General features: G+C 58.1%; 18 protein-coding genes. 7 read left to right on the forward strand and 11 right to left on the reverse strand.

Going from position 1 to position 21,278, the window contains the following annotated elements; all coding sequences use genetic code 11:
* The first annotated feature begins 63 nt into the window (after positions 1-63).
* From C4520_03485 to C4520_03505, 5 genes are all read left to right on the forward strand, one after another.
* Entirely contained in the window at positions 64-780 is a 717-nt protein-coding gene (locus C4520_03485) for a hypothetical protein (GenBank protein ID RJP24755.1), read from the forward strand.
* Positions 781-1,149: 369 nt separating this feature from the next.
* Positions 1,150-1,473, forward strand: a complete 324-nt coding sequence (locus C4520_03490; GenBank protein ID RJP24756.1) for a hypothetical protein — start codon at positions 1,150-1,152, stop codon at positions 1,471-1,473.
* 347 nt (positions 1,474-1,820) lie between these two features.
* Complete coding sequence (locus C4520_03495) at positions 1,821-2,918, forward strand: hypothetical protein (GenBank protein RJP24757.1); 1,098 nt, start codon at positions 1,821-1,823, stop codon at positions 2,916-2,918.
* 477 nt (positions 2,919-3,395) lie between these two features.
* Positions 3,396-3,647 carry a hypothetical protein gene (locus C4520_03500; GenBank protein RJP24758.1) on the forward strand — a complete coding sequence of 84 codons (252 nt, stop codon included), beginning with the start codon at positions 3,396-3,398 and terminating at the stop codon, positions 3,645-3,647.
* 248 nt (positions 3,648-3,895) lie between these two features.
* The gene (locus C4520_03505; GenBank protein ID RJP24759.1) at positions 3,896-4,630 is read left to right on the forward strand and encodes a methyltransferase domain-containing protein; all 735 of its coding nucleotides are present in this window, start codon (positions 3,896-3,898) and stop codon (positions 4,628-4,630) included.
* A 28-nt stretch (positions 4,631-4,658) separates the two neighbouring features.
* Here the strand turns inward: C4520_03505 and C4520_03510 are convergent, their stop codons facing one another.
* From C4520_03510 to C4520_03540, 7 genes are all read right to left on the reverse strand, one after another.
* Positions 4,659-4,904 (reverse strand): hypothetical protein, encoded by a 246-nt coding sequence (locus C4520_03510; protein RJP24760.1) that lies wholly within the window; start codon positions 4,902-4,904, stop codon positions 4,659-4,661.
* Positions 4,901-6,757 carry a DUF1565 domain-containing protein gene (locus C4520_03515; protein ID RJP24761.1) on the reverse strand — a complete coding sequence of 619 codons (1,857 nt, stop codon included), beginning with the start codon at positions 6,755-6,757 and terminating at the stop codon, positions 4,901-4,903. The genes C4520_03510 and C4520_03515 overlap by 4 nt, the downstream gene beginning before the upstream one ends.
* Positions 6,758-7,186: 429 nt before the next feature.
* Positions 7,187-10,480: a hypothetical protein gene (locus C4520_03520; GenBank protein RJP24762.1), complete on the reverse strand. Its 3,294-nt coding sequence runs from the start codon at positions 10,478-10,480 to the stop codon at positions 7,187-7,189.
* A 207-nt stretch (positions 10,481-10,687) separates the two neighbouring features.
* Positions 10,688-11,062 carry a hypothetical protein gene (locus C4520_03525; protein ID RJP24763.1) on the reverse strand — a complete coding sequence of 125 codons (375 nt, stop codon included), beginning with the start codon at positions 11,060-11,062 and terminating at the stop codon, positions 10,688-10,690.
* Between the two features lie 528 nt (positions 11,063-11,590).
* On the reverse strand, positions 11,591-12,148 hold the full coding sequence (locus C4520_03530) for a hypothetical protein (GenBank protein ID RJP24764.1): 558 nt from the start codon (positions 12,146-12,148) through the stop codon (positions 11,591-11,593).
* Positions 12,149-12,219: 71 nt separating this feature from the next.
* Positions 12,220-13,707, reverse strand: a complete 1,488-nt coding sequence (locus C4520_03535) for a phage major capsid protein (protein ID RJP24765.1) — start codon at positions 13,705-13,707, stop codon at positions 12,220-12,222.
* A gap of 72 nt (positions 13,708-13,779) precedes the next feature.
* Positions 13,780-14,856, reverse strand: coding sequence for an HK97 family phage prohead protease (locus tag C4520_03540; GenBank protein ID RJP24766.1), 1,077 nt, complete (start codon positions 14,854-14,856; stop codon positions 13,780-13,782).
* A gap of 207 nt (positions 14,857-15,063) precedes the next feature.
* On the opposite strand from C4520_03540, the gene C4520_03545 reads away from it, so the two are divergent.
* On the forward strand, positions 15,064-15,738 hold the full coding sequence (locus tag C4520_03545; GenBank protein RJP24767.1) for a four helix bundle protein: 675 nt from the start codon (positions 15,064-15,066) through the stop codon (positions 15,736-15,738).
* A gap of 426 nt (positions 15,739-16,164) precedes the next feature.
* Here the strand turns inward: C4520_03545 and C4520_03550 are convergent, their stop codons facing one another.
* Positions 16,165-16,410, reverse strand: coding sequence for a DUF378 domain-containing protein (locus C4520_03550; protein ID RJP24771.1), 246 nt, complete (start codon positions 16,408-16,410; stop codon positions 16,165-16,167).
* Positions 16,411-16,692: 282 nt separating this feature from the next.
* On the opposite strand from C4520_03550, the gene C4520_03555 reads away from it, so the two are divergent.
* Complete coding sequence (locus tag C4520_03555; GenBank protein RJP24768.1) at positions 16,693-17,577, forward strand: helix-turn-helix domain-containing protein; 885 nt, start codon at positions 16,693-16,695, stop codon at positions 17,575-17,577.
* Positions 17,578-17,667: 90 nt separating this feature from the next.
* Here the strand turns inward: C4520_03555 and C4520_03560 are convergent, their stop codons facing one another.
* The 3 genes from C4520_03560 to C4520_03570 all read right to left on the reverse strand — a co-directional run bounded on the left by C4520_03560 (position 17,668) and on the right by C4520_03570 (position 21,253).
* The gene (locus C4520_03560; protein ID RJP24769.1) at positions 17,668-17,868 is read right to left on the reverse strand and encodes a cold-shock protein; all 201 of its coding nucleotides are present in this window, start codon (positions 17,866-17,868) and stop codon (positions 17,668-17,670) included.
* Positions 17,869-18,090: 222 nt separating this feature from the next.
* Complete coding sequence (locus C4520_03565) at positions 18,091-19,722, reverse strand: PAS domain-containing sensor histidine kinase (protein ID RJP24770.1); 1,632 nt, start codon at positions 19,720-19,722, stop codon at positions 18,091-18,093.
* 322 nt (positions 19,723-20,044) lie between these two features.
* A complete protein-coding gene (locus C4520_03570; protein ID RJP24772.1) occupies positions 20,045-21,253 on the reverse strand; it encodes a glycosyl hydrolase family protein in 1,209 nt (402 codons plus the stop codon).
* Positions 21,254-21,278 lie beyond the last annotated feature (25 nt).

A 21,278-nucleotide genomic window follows, 5' to 3' on the forward strand; every position in this document is an offset into this window, starting at 1 on the left:
AATATCCGGTGGTATAATCTCTCTGGACACTATGGGCTCCGCGTTCGCGGAAGGAGGGGGATTATGAGACCCATCGCCGTCGCAACCCTTGAATCGAAGCCGCTCACCAAGCCGCTCACCGCCCACCGCCTGAAAACCGTCCCCAAACGGATTTCCGGATTGTATCGCCTTTCAGTTGTCGCCAAGATTCCGTTTCAGGTCGATATCGGCGGCCGCATTCTGGAGGCGCGCACGCTCGAAGTGTTCCATGAGAGGCCGATGTTCATGGACGGTCTCGAGCATGTCGCCGCGGTCGATCTGCTCAACCAGGGCAACACGACGCGAATGGTGCGCGTCCATCCCACCCGCGACAGGAGAAAGCCGCTGCGGTTCCGCATCACCGCGCATGAGGAGATGGCGGAGCGCCACGAGTTCGAGCGAAAGAAGCCGCTTGGCTCGATCGAGACGCCGCTCGAGAGAAAAGGGGTGGTGAAGCATATCGTCGAGACGCTGCGCGAGGAGGGGCACGAGATCGAGACGGATTCGAAAACCGACCATGTGGCCGACGTTCTCGCCGAAGTCGTCATCGGCGCAATCGCAATCTCCCTGAGCGCCGGCGCCGCGCTGGCGGCCTCATCGATCGCGCTTGCGGCGACCGCCGCGCCGCTCGTCACGCCGGCCCTGTTCGTCGCCACCTGCGATCCCTCCCGAACGTATGTCGATGGAAAGCTGTTCAAGAACCTGCGCGAGGTGAAGGTCAAGATTACTGAGGGCGCGATCGTAGGGTACACGTCTCCGTGATGATTGAAGCTTCGGGGACAGAAAACGTATCCGGCAACGATTGATTGCTCTTGTCTCGGGGACAGGCACCATTCTACGAACTTAAAAAGGCATAAGTTCCGTAAATGGAGCCAGTCCCCTTCGCTTGGGACAGTCCCCGACGCCTGTGAATTCCGTAAATGGAGTCAGTCCCCTACGCGGGCGCGATCGTGGGGTACACGTCTCCGTGATGATTGAAGCTTCGGGGACAGACACCATTGATGCTCTGGGGACAGTCCCGAATCTACGAAATTTACACTACAAAATTTCCGTAATTCCTGGGACAGTCCCCACGAAATGCAACCACCAAGACACAAAGGCACGGAGAACCCCAAGAGATTAAGAAAGTCGTTGAACCGCGGAGACGCGGAGGACGCAGAGGCAGGAAAAAGGGAAAAAAGAAAATCAGGATTTGCATTTCTCTGCGCCCTTTGCGCCTCTGCGGTTAAAATGGATTTAAAAGATACCCTTAAAGAAAAAAACCGGCCGAATGAATTCGGCCCTACCGCCTTGGGCGTTCGAGCGGCAGGTGCTTACCACGGCAGGTGCGAATTCATTCGCACAGTCTTCGTCGCCGAAGAAAGACCGGCCTGGCGGATAGAAATGCAACCACCAAGATACCAAAGCAGGGAGAACTACAAAAAACCCTTGGTGTCTTGGCGCCTTGGTGGTTAGATTTTTCGTCGCAGTCAGTCGCGTGGGGGTGGCGCAATAGTCCGGCACATAGACCCTATTCTACGCCCTCGGCAAGCTCGGACCGTAAATAGGGTCAGTCCCCGCCGCCCGGGCCGTAAATGGAGCCAGTTCCCTTCTCGAGACCTGTAGGGGCGGGTTTCAAACCCGCCCGAATGAAGTGCACATGACGGAGAGGAAGCCTTCACGGGAAGGCTCATTCAATCGGCAGGTGCGAATTCATTCGCACAGTCTTCGTCGCCGAAGAAGACTTCGGACCCCGGATGAAACATAAACCACCAAGACATAGAGACATGGAAAGTTATCAATCCCCCATATAGACGTGTCTCATGCAGAAACCCGCGAAAAAACAGCCGCAGCAACCCGACGAACATCATTTTGATGCCGCGGGCGAGACGCTCTTCATCAAACTTCCAAAAGGCGCCGTCGCAACGTGGCAAACGTCTTCCCGCATGACGATCGAGGCCGGCGGCGGCATACTCCGCGGGCCCGCCTCATTATTCACGCTCGGTAAGGGCACATTCAAGATCAATCCCGTTTCCGCCTGCCGGGTTTCCGCGGTCTTCGAGCATCCCGTCTACCTCGTGAGCTACCTGAGACTGGCCGATATCATGAAGAACCGGTACGTGTTCACGGTTCAGCTCCGGCCCGACTGGCGCGTCAACCTGTGGCCGCACCTGTTCGGCGCGTACGCGAGGACCGGCCAATGGCCCACCCGCAAGCGCGACTACGCCAGATTCTTCCGGCTCATCCTCGAACAGGCCGATCTCGATGCGCTCGCGCGCGCCGATTCGAAAACGCGCCTGCAGAAAATGAGCAGTTACCTCTCCCTCGCCGCGCTGGTGAAGGTCGGCCGAAACACGACGGCGCGCCGGCTGGCGGCGGAACATGGCGAAAAGATAATCCGGAAACTGCTCGAGGCGGAATATTATCCGGAACTGCTGGCCGAGGTGGACGCTTTCAATTCGCTGAAAAAGGCGGGCGGCATCGTGCCGCTCACCGGCGCGCTCGCGCAGGATGAGACCGGCCTGAAGACCCCATTCGAGATCGCGCGCCCGCAGCGCATCGAGGTGCGGGGCCGCTGTTCGGTTGAATTCATGTGGGAGTATGGCGAGCACTATGACGGCGGGCTGCTGTGCTCGTCCATCGAGCTCACGCCGAAGGCGCCGCTCGCGCTGCCCGGGCGACTCCAGGTGAGCGCCCCGCGCGCGCATTTCGTCCTCGATACCGGCGCAAAGACCGCCTACGGCGCCACGTTTCCTGCGCCGCTCATTTGCAAGGGAGAAGATGCATCCATCAGCATTTCCAATGGCTCTCCGGGCGCGCTCGCAAACATCAAGCAAGGAATTGCCGGTTTCCTCTCGCGCCGCCCGCCCCGCCGCGATCCCGGCAGCCTCGCAATCGAGATCGCCGCAACCGAAATCTGAAAAGCCGCAACCAAAAAATCCTGGAAACACGAATTACATGAATTTGACGAATTACACGAATGAAATCCCTTCTTCTGGTCATTCCTGCTCCGCCTGCGGCGCTGCCGCCAGGAATCCAGAATACGCGGCACAGCCATGCCTGCCACGCGTCTCGCGTGGTCATCTCAAGCTTCCTCTCGAAGAGCGTTAGCGCCTAAGCTGAGCGTCGCCTAAGCTGACCGTCTGCCTCTCGTGTGAAGTCACGCCTGGCGTGATCACGCGCCTCGCCGGCAACGGAGCCAAGCAAAAAAAGAATCATCTCCTCTGTTTCCTCCGTTATCTCCTGTTTAAGGTATTTCCTCTTCTTATCTTTCCGGTGTCTTGGTGCCTTGGTGGTTAGATTTTATTTGAAAAACCTTTATCCCTGCCTCCCATAGCGGAGGCGCGTGTCAGGAGCAAAAATGTAACAAGGGAATCGCTTTTCAGCGGCGGGTGCTCATGTGGCAGGCGCAGAAAAAGGAAATTCAGATTATCATCAAGTTCATCTCGGTTCTGGAGCGCGTGCAGCTTGTCTGCGCATCAGTCCTGTTTCTGGTCATCGTCGTTGAGGCGGCGGGGCTGTTTGGGGGAACACGGGTTTTCTTGGAAAGACGCTGCTGTTCGCCTGCTCGCTCGCCCTGTTTCAGACAGGCGTTCTTTATCTCATGTTCTACCATTGCAACCGGAACAGCAGATACCGCGATAAAATGAGGATGTTCCTGGTTCACATGTCCGTTCTCCCATTCGTTTTCGTCGTCGCAACCGGAATCTCGTATCTGTTCGTTCAAATCCCTCTGATTCACTTCGCGTACGCCCTTGCCTGCCTCTCGCTCATCCCCGTCTTTCATCTCACCTTCCGCATTCTTGTCTCGCGACAGTTGGTTTAGGAAACAGAGCATCTGTTATAATACGACTCAGTTAAGCATTTTCTGGATTATAGTAAACATCGAGGAGGTCTTTTGATCTTGTGGAGATTGAAGAGACTCATTAAGCGGAATGCGTTTGCGCTTTCAAAAGAGCCATTTGCTAAAGGTCAAAGTGACCGTGCTATCGAAATCCCTTGGGCAATAGCCAAAGCTCGCGGAATGAAAGAAATACTTGAGATCGGTTTCGCAAGAGGCGAAGAAATATGGATAAAGTCTCTGCTTTCTCTTCCACGTAAAGAATTGTATGGAATAGATCTCTATGATAGAAGCATGTGGAGATTACCCGAGCTCATGGGGAAGATGAAGAATGTTCGGGGAGATATCCTGCATCCGCCCTATAAAGAAAGCTCTTTTGACTGCGTGCTTTGCATCTCGACGCTGGAACATGTCGGTATGAACTCTCATAAGGTGAGAAACCCCTATGGTGCCCCGCCCTGGCCGACAGAGCCCGAATGGTTTCTCAAACATAAGGAAGATTTTGAGACTGTCAAAGAGATCAAGCGAATTCTCAAGAACGGAGGAAAGCTGCTTCTAACAGTTCCATTTGGAAAGCTCTCCAACTATGGCAGCCATATTCAATATGATGCTACCAGACTCAAGCAGATTGCTGCGTCAACCTCTTTACTGATTACTGACGAGGCTTATTTTGAATACCGGTTTGATGGTTGGTATACGAGTTCCGCCGAGAAGCTTTCTGACGTCCTTTTTCAAACTTGTGGTGCGCCAGCATCGACCGGTTTAGCATGTCTTGAGCTGAGGAAAATCTAGAAACAGCTTCAGTTAATAGCTCAAGACATTATATTCGCACTTTCAAGAGCATCAGAATGATGCCAACGAGATTGGCAATGATCAAAGTGACGAAACCCCAGAACATGTTGGTCAGCCTGTCGACCTTCGCCTCGATCCGCTCGAGATACGCCGCCTCCGCCTTCTGCGAGAGAATGTGATCCAGCCGCTCGATGTTTTCCTCGAGCAATCGAATCTGCTGAGCGTGCGCGGCCCCTATCGGGCAAATTCCGTTTGACATCGTTTCCACCTTCATGTTTGCGTTGAGCTGGCATCCGCACTATATGCGGTCCCGCATCCGAAATAGTTTTGCGTCGAGACGCTGACTCCCAGACTTGCGTCCGTATTGCGAATGCCGACCGTTTCACTATTGATGTAACTTGCATAGGCCCCACCAGCAGTCATTAACGTCGCATTTCGGTTGCAGAAAATTCCATAATTAGTATTTGCGTAAGTATAGCTGTTGTAGATGTTAACTATCGCTCCTTCCGTCACCTGAACGCCGACGCTGCCGCAGGAGCGGAAATAGGATCGGGAGAGCGTTCCCGCGGCCAACTGTCTCAGTATGAGACCGATGTTTCCGACGTCGTCGGCGAAGATCGCCTCGGACGAGCCGGCCGAGTCGCCCGTGCCTTTCAGGACCGAAAGGCTTTTAATTTCAAACGCGCGGCTGGTCACGTTCGTTGTCGCCGCCCGAAGCCCGATCAGCGAAGCGGCGCTCGAATTATCGAGTACAACGAATTGAGCCGCCGCGGTGCACTGCAGAAACCGCAGGGTGACGCCTCGCTGTTCGTCGAGCCTGATCGAAATATTGCCCGCGCCTCCGTTGACACTTGTGCCGAGCGAATCGATTGAATAGGCGCTTGTCGCGTTGGGGACAGTGGTCCATTGGCCGGCGATCGTAATCGATGTGGCGGTGTTGCTTGCGATCCAGGCAAGCTGGCCGCTGCCGGTTCCGGCGGTAATGCGCAGCAGCTTATACTGGTGCGCGTTAGTTCCCCACGATTTGCTTGTGTCGCTGAGCGTCGTTGCGGTCGCGCCGGTCGCGGTCCCGGCGTCGCTGTTGACCAACGCGCCTTGCAGCGTGACCGATGCGCCCGCCGAGCCCATGGTCTTGCCGGCGAAAAGAAGCGCCTCGGGATAGGTCCCGGCCGCGATATCGATCACGATCGGTTCGAGCACGACGGCGGGAACGGCGTCCCAGGCGCGCTGGATCGTTGCGAAGGGCGCCGCCGAAGTGCCGGGATTCGCATCGTTGCCGATGGCGCCGTTGACCGAGATGGTGCGCGTGCCGCCGGAAAGCTCGCCGCAGGTGGTCCCGAGCTCCAGATTCACGCGGTCGCCGCCCGCGCCGATGAATTTGAGGTCTTCGCCGTTGACGTTGATCGAGCCGATCGAGGCGAGCGCCGGTTGCTCGTTGTTCTCGGCATCTATCTGCGTGTGCGCGAGGTCGGTGATATCGGCCTCGGTGTGCTGATGGCCGGGCGCCGAATAGTCCGTTCCGGCCGCCGCGATCGAGAGCACGCCGGTGGCCGTCGTGTTCTTCAGCAGTCCGCTTTCGAGATCCGCAAGCGCCTGCTCGGCCGAGAGCGCGGCGTCATGCGTTTGGGTGATATACGTGGCGCCGACCGGCGCTCCCGAGCCGGATGAGCCGGTGAAATATTCGTCGAATCCGAGCTCGATGCTCGCATAACACTGGCCGGGCGCCGGAACGCCGGCCGCGGTGACCGCCCGCGCGAAGATGCCCGCCTGCGGCGAATCGACTCCTTTCGCCTTGCCCGCGGTCGCCGACGTGATCAGCCATTGTCCGCGGGTGACCGTTCCGACCACGTTAACCGCCACGCGGCCGCCGTCCTGCCTGATTATGCACAGGTTGCCGGCCGTGACCGATTCGTCCGCGACGCCCGCAACGGCCTGCGCGCCCTCGACCGCAGTCGTCTTCACGCCGTAATCGGCGGTCGGGTCCCACACGACGACGTCGCCCGCGCTCACCGCGGTGGTCGCATAAAACGTTGTGGCCGCGATTGCGCCGCCGCACGCAACGATGAGCACCAAAAAGACAACAGCCAGAGTTACGATCGTTTTCATTTTCCGTTTCCTCCCGTACATAGGTTTTCTCCTTTCCAGCGAAGGGGACTGACTCCATTTACGGAATCCACGCTTATTCCGATGCTCGTTGAGCGGAGCGAAATCACGCGCCTCGCGTGATAGAATGGTGTCTGTCCCCGAAGCCTCCAAAAGCCTCAAATCAACCACCAAGACACCAAGACACCAAGAAGATTCCTTCTTATTCTTTATGTTTCCTCTGTGCCTTTGTGTCTTGGTGGTTCGCATTTCATTCCGGGCGCATCGAAGGTTCTTTCTTCAACAGCGAAGACTGTGCGAATGAATTCGCACCTACCGATTGAATAAGGCTTCCCATGAAGGTTTCCTCTCCGTTATTCGCATTTCATTTCGGGCGGGTTTGAAACCCGCCCCTACAGGTTTTGTATCCTAATCCGCGAAAATCCGCGTAATCTGCGGATACACGCCTTTTTCTTAAATGATTTCTTCCCATCCGCAGTCCTCGACCACGTCGCGCGGAAGCCGCAGATAGCCGCCTGCGGTCGCCTCGGCCGCGCGCGTCGAACCGATGTTGAACCACACCTTCTCCGCGTCGGCCTCGATCGCGTCTTCGGCGCCCGAAAACGCAAGCGCCTGATCGCCCAGAATATCCGACGGAACCAGCAGATTCCCCTTCTCGTCGAATTCCATGACGCGCGTCCCGTCGGAGAGCGCGAACGCGATGCATTCGCGAGCGCCGTCGTACAAGATCGGGTAGCCCGCCGCGGGCGGCAATTCCTGATCGCCCACAACGAATCCCTTGAGATACAGCCTGCCGTCAATCGACAGGCACGCCGCGAGAAGACCGCGAATGACGAAATAGAAATTCTGCTCGTCGAGCTTGATGAACGTAGCGCCCGAACCCGTCCAAAAATATTCGTACCGTTCGAGCTCGGCGCAGAAGCCGATGGCATCGAGCTCGCGCCGGTCGGTTCGCCCGGAAACGAATGCCGTCTCGATCAACTCGCCCTTCACCTTGAGCAGTCCCTTTTCGAGATCGGTGATCTCGGCGACGTCGCCGCGCTCAAGATTCAAATCCCGCAGGAACGAGGTCCACCGATAACGCCGCCGCGGGATCGAGTGTCGGCCCAGAAAGAACTGGAGGAGGCTCTGGACATAGGAGGCGTCGCGGAGCGCAAAGAATTCATGAACCTTTGCGCGCGCGCCGAAAGACTCGCGGCTCTCGCCGTCCGCCACCTGAACAATTCCCGCGTATCTGTCGGCCAGAGTTCCTTTCCTGCTGTAATCGCGCGAGTGATAACCGGTGAGCATGTTGCGGATCGCGGAGACGCCGGCATGCTCGAGCCGGACCGATGCCGCCGCCCGATGAGCCGGCGCGATGACGCGGACCGGATTCTCGAGCGACTCCGCCCGATAGAAAAGGGAGAATCTGCCATTGAAGGCGAGGCGGCTGCGCGCCTGCTCGGCCAGCTCGAACAACAGCCGGGCCGCGCTTATTCGCTCGCACAACGAGAACGCGAATGCGGCGCCCGCGGCCTGAAGCGAGGAGCGCGCCTCCGCGAACGAGGCCGAATCGATATGGGCCGCCTCGCTGAGACCGAGCACGTCCACGAGGATGTGCCGGATCACGTCGGCCGGATTCTCGAGCAACTCGCCGGTCCCGTCGCCGCTGGATTCGATCCCTTGCACCGTGCAGGTGACGTCGTCGCTGATGATCTCCTCGAGCGGCGCGTATTCGACCTCGAAGAAGACGTGCAGGATATAGCCGAGCACCCCGTCGTCGGCGCCGGCGACGTTGTAATCGACGCTGATCTCGCGGCCGGTGAACCAGCCCCAGTCATTCGCCACGAGGTCGGTTATGTCCACCGCCTCCACGACCGAGGTCGAGCTGATCGGCTCTTCATTGATGACATGATGGTGTGCCGCCGCGTAGGCGCCGACGTCGGCGCTGTCCTTCGTGCCGGGACCCTCGTATTCGATCGGCTGTTCGAGATATTCGAGCTCGTACCAGACGCCGAACAGCCGGATCAAACCGGTGCCGAGCGGAATGATCGCAATGTAGGTATTCGAGTTTTCGAGGTCTTCCCAGTTCAGGCCGCTGATCGTTTCCCAGCCCGATTTCCAGGTTTCCGGCGTCGAGCTGCCGGAGACGGTATACTGTTTCGCCTGCACGCCGTTGTGATAGAACCTCAGAACAAACGAGCCGACCATTCCGCTCTCGCCGCGGCGGCAGCAGAATTGAATGCGCTGAACGCTTCCTTTCGATGTCGTGGCCGCAAGCGTGCAGATGAGATTCCTGTCGGTGCTCGCCGTGGTGGTGTAGCCGCTCCTGTCGAGGTTGTTGCCGGCGATATCGTTCAGTTCGGCCCAACTGCCGGTGGTCCCGCCGGTTTGCGCGACGGTATTCGTGAACAGCGCCTCCTTCTTGACCACCATCGAATGCGTGTGTTCGCCGGTGATCGAGTGGGCGTGCCCGTGATCGACGTCCACCTCGCCGCCGCCGCCTGCCACGTCCTCCTCGCCCGGGCCGGCAAGCCTGAAGGTCTGGGCGGCAACAGTGACGCTGAGGTAATCGTCGGCGAACGCGGTGCTCTCGAAATGCTCGACCACGAGGAATGCCTTCAGGATCTCGCCGCGCGCGTCCGCGTTCGGGCTCATGTCGGTGGTCTGCCTGATGCGAAGAGAGTCGTTGCCGGCGGCGCCGGAAATCCTGGCGACGAGCGTCGCGAAGCCCTCGAGCGTGGTGTAGTAGCAATGCTCCGGATCGAGCGCCTCGTTGCCCGCCGCCGTCTCATCGAACTGCATCTCGAGGAACCGAGACGCGCGCGAATACCTGCGCACCTTCGGCCGGTTCGTAAACGTGATGGTGGCGAGCGCGGCGCCGGGCAGCAGCGCCGTATTGTTGCAGTCGATGGCGCACGAGCCGGCGTCAACCGGCACGCCGGCCACGCGCACGCTCTCGATCGATTTGCATGCGTGGCATGCGACGAGATAGATATGATCGGTCATATACTCGATTACATCGGCACGGTTCAAGTGCTCGGCGGCCTCCGTCCCGTTCGCTCCGCGCGTGCAGCCGGTGAAGACAGTCTCGCTTCTGCCCGAATAGGTGATCTGTTCGTCCTCGATCAGAAGCGTGCCCGCATCCGGGAAGCCGCTCGTGTCGTCCACCTCGATCGTGGTATCCGCCGACAGGATGCTTCCGCGCAGACTGGTCGAGCGGCCCACCTTCGCCCGGACCGCGGGCACGCGCGGAACTTGTCCGAAAATGAGAGGGACCGGCCGCCCGACGTCGTCCGGATGAGCCGCGGGAAAATTGGCGGCCGAAACCAGCATCTCGGGCAGCGCCCGATCGTACCTGCCGAACAGCGGCTCGATGATGAGCTCGATCCGGTCGTCACGCAACTGCGCCTTTTCGATGTGCCCGGAAAACAGGTCGACAACGTCGGCGGCCGTCAGCGGTTCGAAAAAAAGCCTGACGCGCGCCGGCTTGCCCTCGGGGATCGACGCCGTCACCCGCTCGAGGAGCGATTCCTCCGGCGCAAGCGCAACCGTGACCGGCTCATATTCGGCCGAAGGATTCTTGAAGGAGGCGCTTATCGGGCTTATGGCGAGAATGATTCCGGCGTAGCTCGTGCCGTCGATGGTGACCGGCCGCTGGGAATAGCGACCGGTCAAGATATCTGTCCACTCAACCTCGAGCAGCAGCACCGGCCGGTTGTATGCGGCGGCGCATTCAATGAGCGTTTGCGGCGTCAGCGATTTCATGATTGTTCTCCCCGATCGATCCGCAGATTTCGCAGATTTCCGCGGAGTCTGTTTGCTGTGGCGATGGGTTTCATACCCGACCGAATGAAAACAAACCGCCAAGACACAAAGGCACGGAGCATTGCAAATAAAAATCCTCTTGGTGTCTTGGTGTCTTTGTGGTTAGCATTTTTCTTGGAAGCTGTGGGGATGGTCCCCGTCGCAACCCTACGGCTCGAAACCCTCGACGCGCAGTCTGATCGTGCCCGACCAGCGGTTGGCGCCGTCTTTCTGCCAGTCAGACGGCCCATTGAGCCAGCGGACGCTGTAGCCCAGGCCGTCGCCGTCAACGAATGAAAATACCCGCCGCATCCCCTCCGCTACATACACGTACCAGTCCCTCAGGGCCTCGTAATCGACGTCGCGCACGCCGGCGAAGGAGCGCACCAGCGTAAGCGACGGAGCAGCTTTCCTGCCGACATAGATGCCGCCATCCTGCGATATTCCGCCGGCAAGGCCCAAATCCATCTCGTCCTTCAGCGGATACATCAATCCGTGCAGCACCAGCGAGTTTGTTTCCGATATCAAATGAACGTGTTGCATATCGCGCTCCTGCAAAGGGTCATATTGGAGATAGACAAATTGTCCCCGATTCCCACATACAAAAGACTCAAATCAACCACGAAGGCGCCAAGACACCAAGAAGATTTTTTATTTGCAATGCTCCGTGTCTTTGTGTCTTGGTGGTTTGCATTTCATTCCGGGCGGGTTTGAAACCCGCCCCTACAGGTTCCGCGAAGGGGACTGACTCCATTTACGGAGTTCATGCTTATTCCGATATCGTTGAGCGGAGCGAAATACAGTTTCTTAACCCTGCTTCAGCAGGGCGCCCCGCGGGATAGAATGGTGTCTGTCCCCGAAGCCTCCGCGTTGTCCCCGGGCGAAGGGGACTGACTCCATTTACGGAGTTCATGTCTTTTTGAACTCGTAGAATGGTGTCTGTCCCCGAAGCCTCCGCGTTGTCTATCCCCAAAGCAACAATCTGTGAAAATCTGCGCAATCTGCGGATGGAAGTCTTGGTTCTTCCAATCCAAAGCTTGTCCCGGACTTTGATCCGGGATCCAAAATCCCTTAGACTGCTCCGACGCGGGCGCGGCGATACTTGTCGAGGATCAGCGCGACCGAAAGCGGGATCGCGGCGCTCGCGAAATTGTCGGTAACTTTGTTGACCTGCCTGCTCGTGATGCCTTCCGCCCCGCGCATGAAGTACTTGAACGAGACCAATTGAATGCATGCGTCCTCGAGATCGGGCGGCGGCGATTCGATCGCGGGATCATAGAAGCCGGCGGAATACTGAATCTCGACGTTCTGCTCGCCCGGCGTGAACAGGCGCGAGCACAATCGCACGTAGTCGTCGTACACCTTGTATTCGTCCGCTGCCATCGCCTCTTCGTCAATCGCAACGGATGCGACCGAAACGATCGGCGTGTGATCGAGGAACAGGATATCGCTCGCGTTGCCGTCATAGAGTTCCGTTCGCGCGGTGATCCCGAACGTGCGGTTGCAGTAGGCCTCGATCTGGCGGCTCGATGCAGTTATCATCCTCGCGAGCAGTTGGTCGAATTGCGTCTCGCCCGACTCGATATCGAGATGCTCTTTCACGTTTGCGAGTGTTGTGAGATCGGCCATGGAATCAGCTCCTGGTAAAGATCGATTGCGCGGCGCGGGCGCGCCGCGCCGCGCAACCTTTTCCTGTCAGCTTACGCGGTGATGTTGTAGCCGAGGCCGATGATCGGCTCGGCGGCTGCGTCCTGAACCGGTTGGAAATCGAGCCGCTGTGTCGCGATGGCGACGTCCTGGTCGGTTTCCATGTACAGTTCCTGGCTCACGCGCAGGGTGATGCTCCTGCGATCGCCGTACAGAAACGCCGGCCGGTACACCAGCGGGAGCACGGTATCGGTCGTGGTGATCCCGTCGTACACGCCGGAATCGTTGAGGTCCTCGCGGATGAACTCGCTCACGATGACGGGGATTCCGTCGAGCTTGGCGAGTTCGCCGCTCAGGATGGTGGCATTTGCGCCGTACTTGTCGACCGTGAGCACCTCGCTCAGGTTGAGCATCTTGTTGAAGACGCTGATGCCCGCGATCCAGGCGAGGTTGTTCGGGTTGACGCCGTACTTGCCCATCGCGGCGCGGACCGCGCGCAGGTCCGTGATGTTGAACGTCGCCAGGTCCACCTTCGCCGACGCCAGCGCCAGCTTGCGGTAGCCGTCCCACGCCTTGCGAGTGTCGTTCGCGCCGGTTACGTCGCTGTCCTGGTGCGTACCGGCGGTGTCGCCGTTGATGGTGGCGTTCTCCTGCGCCTCGGCGAGCGCCTGCACGATCTTGTCGCGCAACAGCGGAAGAATCGCCACGACGCTGTCCTCCTCGAGCTCGGTCGATACCAGCACGCGGCACGCGAGCTTGACCGCGTCGAACGTGACGTTTTTGGTGCCGGGCGTCGAAGCCGTGAACTTCGTCGCCGTGTCGCTGGTCGATTCGGCGGCCAGGTACGCTGTCGCATCCGCGCCGTCGATCGGCAGCTTGAACGGGTTCATCGGCATGACGATGCGCGCGTGCAGCGCCGCCACCTTCAGCGCCAGCTTCACCTTCTGGATCAACTCCGCCGAGAAACCGGTCGGAATCCATTCGAGCCCTTCATCGGCGGTGGCGGTGTCCATCGCCTTGCGCAAAGCGGACGCATCCTGCGAGAATTCGCCCCACATCTTCAGGCTGCGCGGGTCGCGCCGCAGCAGCTTCGAGACGAGGTAGATATCGTCGGCCCGGCGCTGCAGCTCGGGAGAGAGGTTGGGCCGCGCGAACCGGTGCGATTCGGCGTCGGTGCTGAATTCGACCTTGCGCAGCGAGCGCTCGCGCACCGCCGTCCTCTGCCGGCTGAGTGCGTCCTCGATCATCGTGTCGATCAACTTGCGCTGAGCGCCCGCGTCCACCTTCTCCTTGATGGCGCGCACCAGTTGAAGCAACTCGTGATCCGGTTTGGTCTGTACGTCTGTCATGTGCTTCCTCCTTTTGGTTGTGGTTGTTTTATGGGGCGGTCTTGAACCTGCCCCTATGAGTTTGTTTTGGGGACAGTGAATGTCCGACGATTGATTCGCGTGCCTCGTTGCGATGGGGACAGCCCCGAAGCTACGCTGAAAGACGCGGCCCGTAATTCTTGGGACAGTCCCCATCGCGACCATGGGACCCATCCACCGTCCCCGTAGTTCCCCATCCAAAATCCAAAGCTTGTCCCGGACCTCGATCCGGGATCTAAAATCCCCTTACTCCAGCATCTCCATCACTTCAGTCAGAACCGCGTGCGCCTCGGCCAACGCGAGGGGACTGACTCCATTTACGGAATTCATGCTTATTCCGATGTCGTTGAGCGGAGCGAAATCCCGCGCCCCGCGGGATAGAATGGTGTCTGTCCCCAAGCGAAGGGGACTGACTCCATTTACGGAATCCACGTCTTTTTGGATTCGTAGAATGGTGTCTGTCCCCGGAGCCTCCGCAGTGTCTCTCCCCCGGCGAAGGGGACTTACTCCATTTACGGCCGCGCGAAGGGGACTGACTCCATTTACGGAGTTCATGCTTATTCCGATGTCGTTGAGCGGAGCGAAATCCCGCGCCCCGCGGGATAGAATGGTGTCTGTCCCCGGAGCTTCTGCAGGGTCTGTACCCATGGCGATCTTGGCGTCTTTCCCCGCAGCCTCCTCCACGAGATCATTCCCCATGCTCAGGCCCTTGCTGACCGAAAAAAGGGCGCGCCGGTTCGCGGGGATGCTGACGACGGCCACCTCGTAGAGCCTCAGCCGCAAGATGTGGTTGATGCCGCCGACAACTTTCTCCTCGACCACCTCGTATCCGATGCTGAAGGCGCGCAGGATGCCCTCGCGGATCAGCTTCCACACCTTCTCCGCCGTTTCCGAGATCTCGGCCCGGATGAATAGACCGACCTCGTCGATGCGCGCTTCGACCACCTTCCCGATGGGATTGCTCCAGTCGTGCATGTAGGTCAGCACCGGGTTCGCCATGAATTCGGTGAGGCTGTCGGCGAACGCGCCCGGCTCCACGATCTCGCCGGTCCGGTCAAGGTCGCGCGTCGAGGCGTAGCCCTCGATGCGGCGCGCGCCGTCGCCGGACTCGACCAGCTTCATGTGAAACTGGAAGGTCCTGCGGCCGCCGGCGGGGCGGGCGGAAGCGGTTCGCCCGTCCCCCTCCGACGCCGTCACCCGGTCGCCCGCCCGGTGCTGCCCGTTCTCCAAAAGATGTTCGCCTTTCACATCCGAATGCTCTGCCATATCGGTGACTCCTTTTCTGTGGTTCGATTCAGTTCTCATGATGAAGAAATACCACACCCCGAATTCCTGAACAACGACATAGTTGTGAACGGATATGTCAGGAAAACCGGAAGATTTTTTACATCAGTGAGTTACGCGGATAATCAGAAATGGGAAAAGGGGGGAGCGGGTTTGGGCTCGGGGCCTTGGGTTTTGTTCAAAATTGTTGATTATCAGGAGGGTGACTGATATGATCTTGATAACTTTTTGGGAGGGGGAACAAAGATGCCTGACAATGAGCCGCTGATTCCGAAGCACGGAGGATATCGTAAGCTGAAGACTTTCCAGATTACGCAACTGATTTACGATGTGACAGTGCGCTTCTGCGATCGCTACATTGATCGGCGCAGCCGGACCCACGACCAGATGGTGCAGGCGGCTCGGAGCGGAGTCCAGAATATCGCCGAGGGCAGCCAAGCCTCCGGCACCTCAAAGAAGATGGAGCTGAAATTGACAAACGTAGCGCGGGCCAGCCTGGAGGAATTGCGGCTCGACTACGAGGATTTGCTGCGACAGCGGCGACTGAGGCTGTGGGAGCGTGAAGACATACGCCGATCAGAACTGATCGCGCGGCGACCCGCCAGCGTTGAGGATGTGGCGCAGTGGATAAGTGAAACGCGTGGACGTAGTGGACTGGATGGACGCACCCGCCACGAAGAAAAGAGAGATTTTGAGGAAAACGCTGGTCCCTTATCGTCCACAATGTCCACGACGTCCATGCCGTCCACAGAGTCCACCTATCCGGAGATCGCGGCCAATGGCGCCTTAGCTCTGATCGCCGTGGCAGTTTCTCTTCTAGACCGCCAAATCGCTGCGCAAGCCAAGGCTTTCGAGCAGCAGGGCGGCTTTACCGAACGGCTTTACCGAACACGGAGGAACAGGAGGCGAGGTGCGGAATGAAGGCTGGGGCTGCGGGGATAGACGCCAATCTACGAATTTTGGAAGATGCGGATTCCGTAATTGGAGTCAGTCCCCTTCGCTTGGGACAGGCACCATTAATGCTCTGGGGACAGTGAGACTGTCCGACGATTGAGCGGCTGGTTCTTGCTCTGGGTACAGACACCATTCTACGAATTTAAAAAGGCATAAATTCCGTAAATGGTGTCAGTCCCCGCCGCCTTGCTAATCCGGTGCCATCTGCTCTGGGGACAGCCCCGAATCTACGGCCTAAAAGACGCGGCCCGTAATTCTTGGGACAGTCCCCGACGCCTGCGGATTCCGTAATTGGAGTCAGTCCCCTTCGCCCCCCAAAAAAAGAAAGCCCATGCACTAAGCACAGGCTTTCCAAATTTGGAGTCTGCAGGTTGTGGCGCTTGTTACTGCGGGTTAGGCCGTGGGACGCAACACATGCTCTTCCCTGCAGATCGGGGTCCACCTTTCACGTATCAATTTCAGCGTGAAAATCTCGTACAGAGCGGAGAGGCCGACCAGGGCGTATACTATTCGGCTGATCAGGAGCATTTCGCCCCCGAAAATGGCCGCAACAAGGTTAAACTCGAAAAACCCTATCAGCCCCCAGTTTATCCCACCGATAACCAGTAAAAGCCATGAAACGAAATCTACGCCTTTCATGAACTTCTTCATTCTATATCACTCCTTGCGTTTGTTCCCTCGCATTGTCTTCCATCGCTTTTCTATTATATTTTGTCAACAATACGGACAGCCTGCAAGAAATACAACACTTTTAGAACAGATGCATTATAAAAAAATTTAACCTTTTCAAAACAGCGTCCGAAGGTCTGAGCGGGCCTTGGGGGGCGGATGCGCCGTTATGCTGGACTTTTGGCAAGCGGATTCCTTGACAGAGGCCGCCAAAGCGGATATAATTTTATTGTTAACTAAACAATAAACGGAGTGGAAGTGAATTTCGGATACCTCCTCAGGACGTTGCGCATCTGCGCCGGTCTCAGCCTTCGAGAGCTTGCGCGGACCATTGATGTTTCGCCAACGTACCTGAGCCTGATAGAGAACGGAAAGCAGCCTCCCCCGAGCGCCTCCAGGATAGCCAGAATCGAGCAAGTCCTCGAGGTGCCGGCGGGCTACCTATTGTCCATCGCCCGCGGGCTTGACCCCGCCATTCTCTCCTTCATTCAAGACATGCCTGAGGCCCTCGATTTTCTGACGGCGGTAAAGGAAAGGGGAATCAAGCCGGCCGATCTCAGCGAACTGGCCGCATTTGTGACCACGCAGGGAGGCGATAAGCTCAGACAGGTCCTGCAATCAGCCACTTTGCCGGCGCCGGAGCCGAAGCCGGCGGCAAAAAGTTCCTGTGGGGCCTATATCTGGCCGTACCTGGACGAGGAGCTGGTTTTCGATTTTACCGCCGTGCGCGAGAAAGAGGGGTTTCTCCAGGATGCTGTCCATCGCATATGCCAGCATTGCAACGGCGCAAGCGAGGAGAGTATTCTGGCGGAACTGCTGAAGCGTGAGAAAATAGCAAGCACCGGCATCGGGCATGGGATCGCGGTGCCGCATGCTTATGTATCAGGCATCGAGCGCCTGGTGGTCGCCTTCGCCAGGATTCCGCGGGGGCTGGATTTTCACGCGATCGACGGTGAGCCGGTCCACATGGTCCTGGTGCTTGCCGGCCCGCGTTCGGCCAAGAACCTGCATCTGCTGCTGCTCGCCCGGATCGCCCGACTGGTGCGCAACCGCTCCTTCTGCCAGCGCGTTCTTTCTGCCGCCACCCCTCGCGAGATAGTGGACATCTTTCGGAACGCCGAAGCGGCCAGTCCGTAATCTTTTCCCGCCTCTAATAAAAACAGAATCCCCGCAAAGCCTGCGTGAGGATTGCGGGGATTAAGCGTGCAAGAAAAGATAAGAAACCGATTATAGTTTCATTACGTTTTCTGCCTTCAAACCTTTTTGGCCCTGGACCGTCTCGAAGCGAACACGATCATTCTCCGAAAGCGTCTTGAAACCGCTCCCCTGGATGGCTGAATGATGAACAAACACATCCGGACCGTTGTCCTGGGTAATGAACCCATAGCCCTTCTGGTCGTTGAACCATTTTACTGTTCCTTCCGGCAACTACCTTTCACCTCCTTCTCTCGCAGTTGTATCTGTAATAGATGTCTAAAAAATAAAAAACCGTAAGAGTCGAAACTCTTACGGAGGTGAGTCAATTTTTTTCAGACCAACTCGATGCGAAGAGCTTTCACTCTTGCGGGCGAGTATAGCATACCCGGAAAGGCTTGTCAAGAAAGAGCGATCATCTAATCCCCGGATGCAGCAGGCAGGCTTTTCCGGCTCTTATTTCGGATCGGGAAGCGTGAAGTAGAAGGTGGCGCCTTTCCCGACGGCGGCCTCGGCCCAGATCGTGCCGCCGTGGCGGCGAATGATGCGGGCGACCGTGGCCAGCCCGATGCCTGTTCCCGCGAATTCGCTCGATGGATGCAGCCGCTGGAATGCCTGAAAAAGTTTCTCGACGTACTCCATGTTGAAGCCGGCGCCGTTATCGCGGACGAAATATACGCGCGGCCCTGCCGCGGCCGTGTCCTCCGCAGGCTGCTGCAACACACCGAATTCTATTCTTGCGTTCTTTTTGCCGCCCGTGAATTTCCAGGCGTTCCCGAGGAGATTTTCCAGCGCCAGGCGCAGCAGCCGGAAGTCGGCGTTCGCGAACAGGCCGGGCGCAATCGATACGTTCACGACGCGGTCGGGCTCGGTTTCCTGCAGTTGGCCGATGACGGCGCTCGCCATCGAGCTGATGTCCACCTGCTCGCGGTGCAATGGCGTGCGCGTCGCGGTCGACAGGCCGAGCAGGTCGTTGATAAGCTGGGTCATCTGAAAACAGGCGCTGCGGATGTTGCGCAGGTATCGTTTTCCGCGCTCATCCATATGCTGGGTGTACTCGTCGGAAAGGATCTGGCTGAACCCGAGGATGTTGTTGAGCGGCGAGCGCAGGTCGTGTGAGGCGGAATAGGTGAAAGCTTCGAGCTCGCTGTTTGCCTGCTCCAACTGGCGGGTGCGCTCCGCCACCCTTTGCTCGAGTTCTTCGTTCAGCCTGCGGATTTCGTCCTCCGCCTTTTTCCTTTCGGTGATGTCGCGAACGTACTCGATAATCCCCTCGAGCTGCCCGGTCCCGGTATCGACGAGCGGGAACGCATACAGGTCGAACCACCCGATAATGCCGCCGTCCGGTCCGCGCCGCGGAACAACCTCATGCGACGCTCCGCCGCTCTCGATCGTTCGCAGGGTCGGGCACAGCTCGCACGACCGATCGCTTCCGTTATAGGCCTCATAACACTTCTTGCCGACGAGCGGCATCGCGTGAGCGTACCACCGCTCCATCGTCGGATTGACGCGAAGGATGTTCATTTTGTTGTCGAGCACGCTGATGCCGTCCTGGATGCTGGCGAAGATGTTCGAGAGGAAGCGGTCCTGTTCCTGCAGCGCCTGCTCGGCGCGTTTGCGTTCCGTTATATCAAGCGCAAGCGAAAGCGCCCCGATGACGTGGCCCTCGTTGTCGTACCGGATCGCGTTGTTCCATTCGCACAGAATCAGTTTGCCGCTCTTGGTGAGGTTCTCATTGATGTGCGTGATCGGCAATTCCCTGTTCAGCAGAGCGGAAACCACATCCTTGACCTCGAACTGCACGGTCTCCGGGATGAGAAACTCAAAGAAATTTTGGCCGATGATCTCTTCCCGCTTCCAGCCGAACATCTTCTCGGCCCGCTCATTCCAATCGATCACGCGGCAGTCGAGGTCCCAGATGACGAACGCAAGCGGCGCAATCGCATAAATGTTGCGGTACAGCCGCTCGCTTTCCGTCCGGGCGCCCTCGGACCAGGCCGGCGGTTGAGGGACTGGTTTTTTGGCCCCCTTCTTCTGAACGCGCGCCCGGCGCCGCAACGGCTGCTTTTTGTTTTTCTCGTTCTTCATTTTCCTCAAAAATGATTGTCTTTCTTTATTATAACAGAAGTTCGGATTTTACAAGTAGTTACTTGCCGGAAGAATCTGCTTGAATTTTCCGAGCGGAAAAGGGACTACAGGCAATGCACAAAAGGCGCCAAATCATCACAAGTAAGGCTATCATCCAAATCGCAGCAAAAATTCACGCTTGTCCAAAAAAGATTCCTCGAATGCTCCTGGCGCCCTGGCAGCCTTTGCGGTTGTTTTGAAGCTCAAGGAAAAACGGGCCGAATGAATTCGGCCCTGGATGGACTTTCAACCGGTAGGTGCGAATGTATTCGCACAGAGCCCGTCAAAACTCATTGGCTCTTGCGATCCGCCCGAGATAAGTCGCGCTCGGTTTGATCGTGCGCAACTGGGTTTCTCGGTCAACCGCGATCAGCCCGAATTGAGGGCCGTAGCCGAAGAGCCACTCGAAGTTGTCCATGAGCGACCAGTAATAGTAGCCGCGCACGTCGATCTTGTCCTGCAAACAGTTGACGACCCCCTTCAGCGCGCGGCGGACATACTCGATGCGCTGCTCGTCGTTCGTCGTGCCGATGCCGTTCTCGGTCACGTATACCGGCACCTTCGCCTTCTCGTATGCATACCGGATGGTCGGCTCGAGCGCTTCCGGCCAGAATTCGTATCCCATTATCAGCACTTCAACGCCTTCCTCGGGCCCCAGGGCGCCGTCCGGCCCGAAGCGGGTTCGGCTGTAGGTCTGAACTCCAATGAAATCGTCCTTGCGTGCGGCTTCGAGGAACGGATCGTAATCCTCGGCCAGCGCGCGGTCGCGCTGCTGTTCGCCGCCCGGCACGGCCTGGTAATCCGCCATCGAGAGGGTGACGCCGACCGGGAATTTGCCCGAGGCCGCCTTCATCGCGTCACGCGCCTTGATGTGCGACTTGAGCATGACCTCGTTGATCCGGAACGGCTTGCCGAAGAGGTAGGGACCGAACCGGTCGACCGTGCTTCCGCAACGGCGCGCCGCTTCGGCCATAAATTCGAGGCGCGTCTTCAGGCCTTCGCGCGGAAGCGTTCCCCTCGCCGCGAGCGACCCGTTGAGGTTTGCTTCATTAATGGTGCACGCCATGCCGATCATATCGCCGAGATGCCTGCTCGCGCGCTCGCAATAGCGCGCAAACCGATCGGCGGCTTTGTCGTCTTCCCATCCGCCGTCCGAGGTGAACCAGAGCGGCGCGGTGAAATGCTGAAACGTGACACACGGAAAAAGCTTGTTTTCCCAGCAGGCGGCCAGCATGCGCCGGTAATGATCGAGGACGGCGACGGAAAAATGGCCCGGCTGCGGCTCGATGCGCGCCCATTCGATCGAGAACCGGTAGGAGTTGAACCCGAGCTGCGCCATCAACTGGATATCGTCGCGATAGCGGTGGTAATGATCGCACGCGTCGCCGGAGGGCTCTGCAAAGATCGTGTCCGGCATGTGTTCGAGAAACCAGAAATCGCTGTTGGTGTTGTTGCCTTCTACCTGATGCGCCGCATCCGCCGTTCCCCACAAGAACCCTTTCGGAAATGCAAAGGCC

This window comes from Candidatus Abyssobacteria bacterium SURF_5, assembly GCA_003598085.1.
Classification (GTDB): Bacteria; Abyssobacteria; SURF-5; order SURF-5; family SURF-5; genus SURF-5.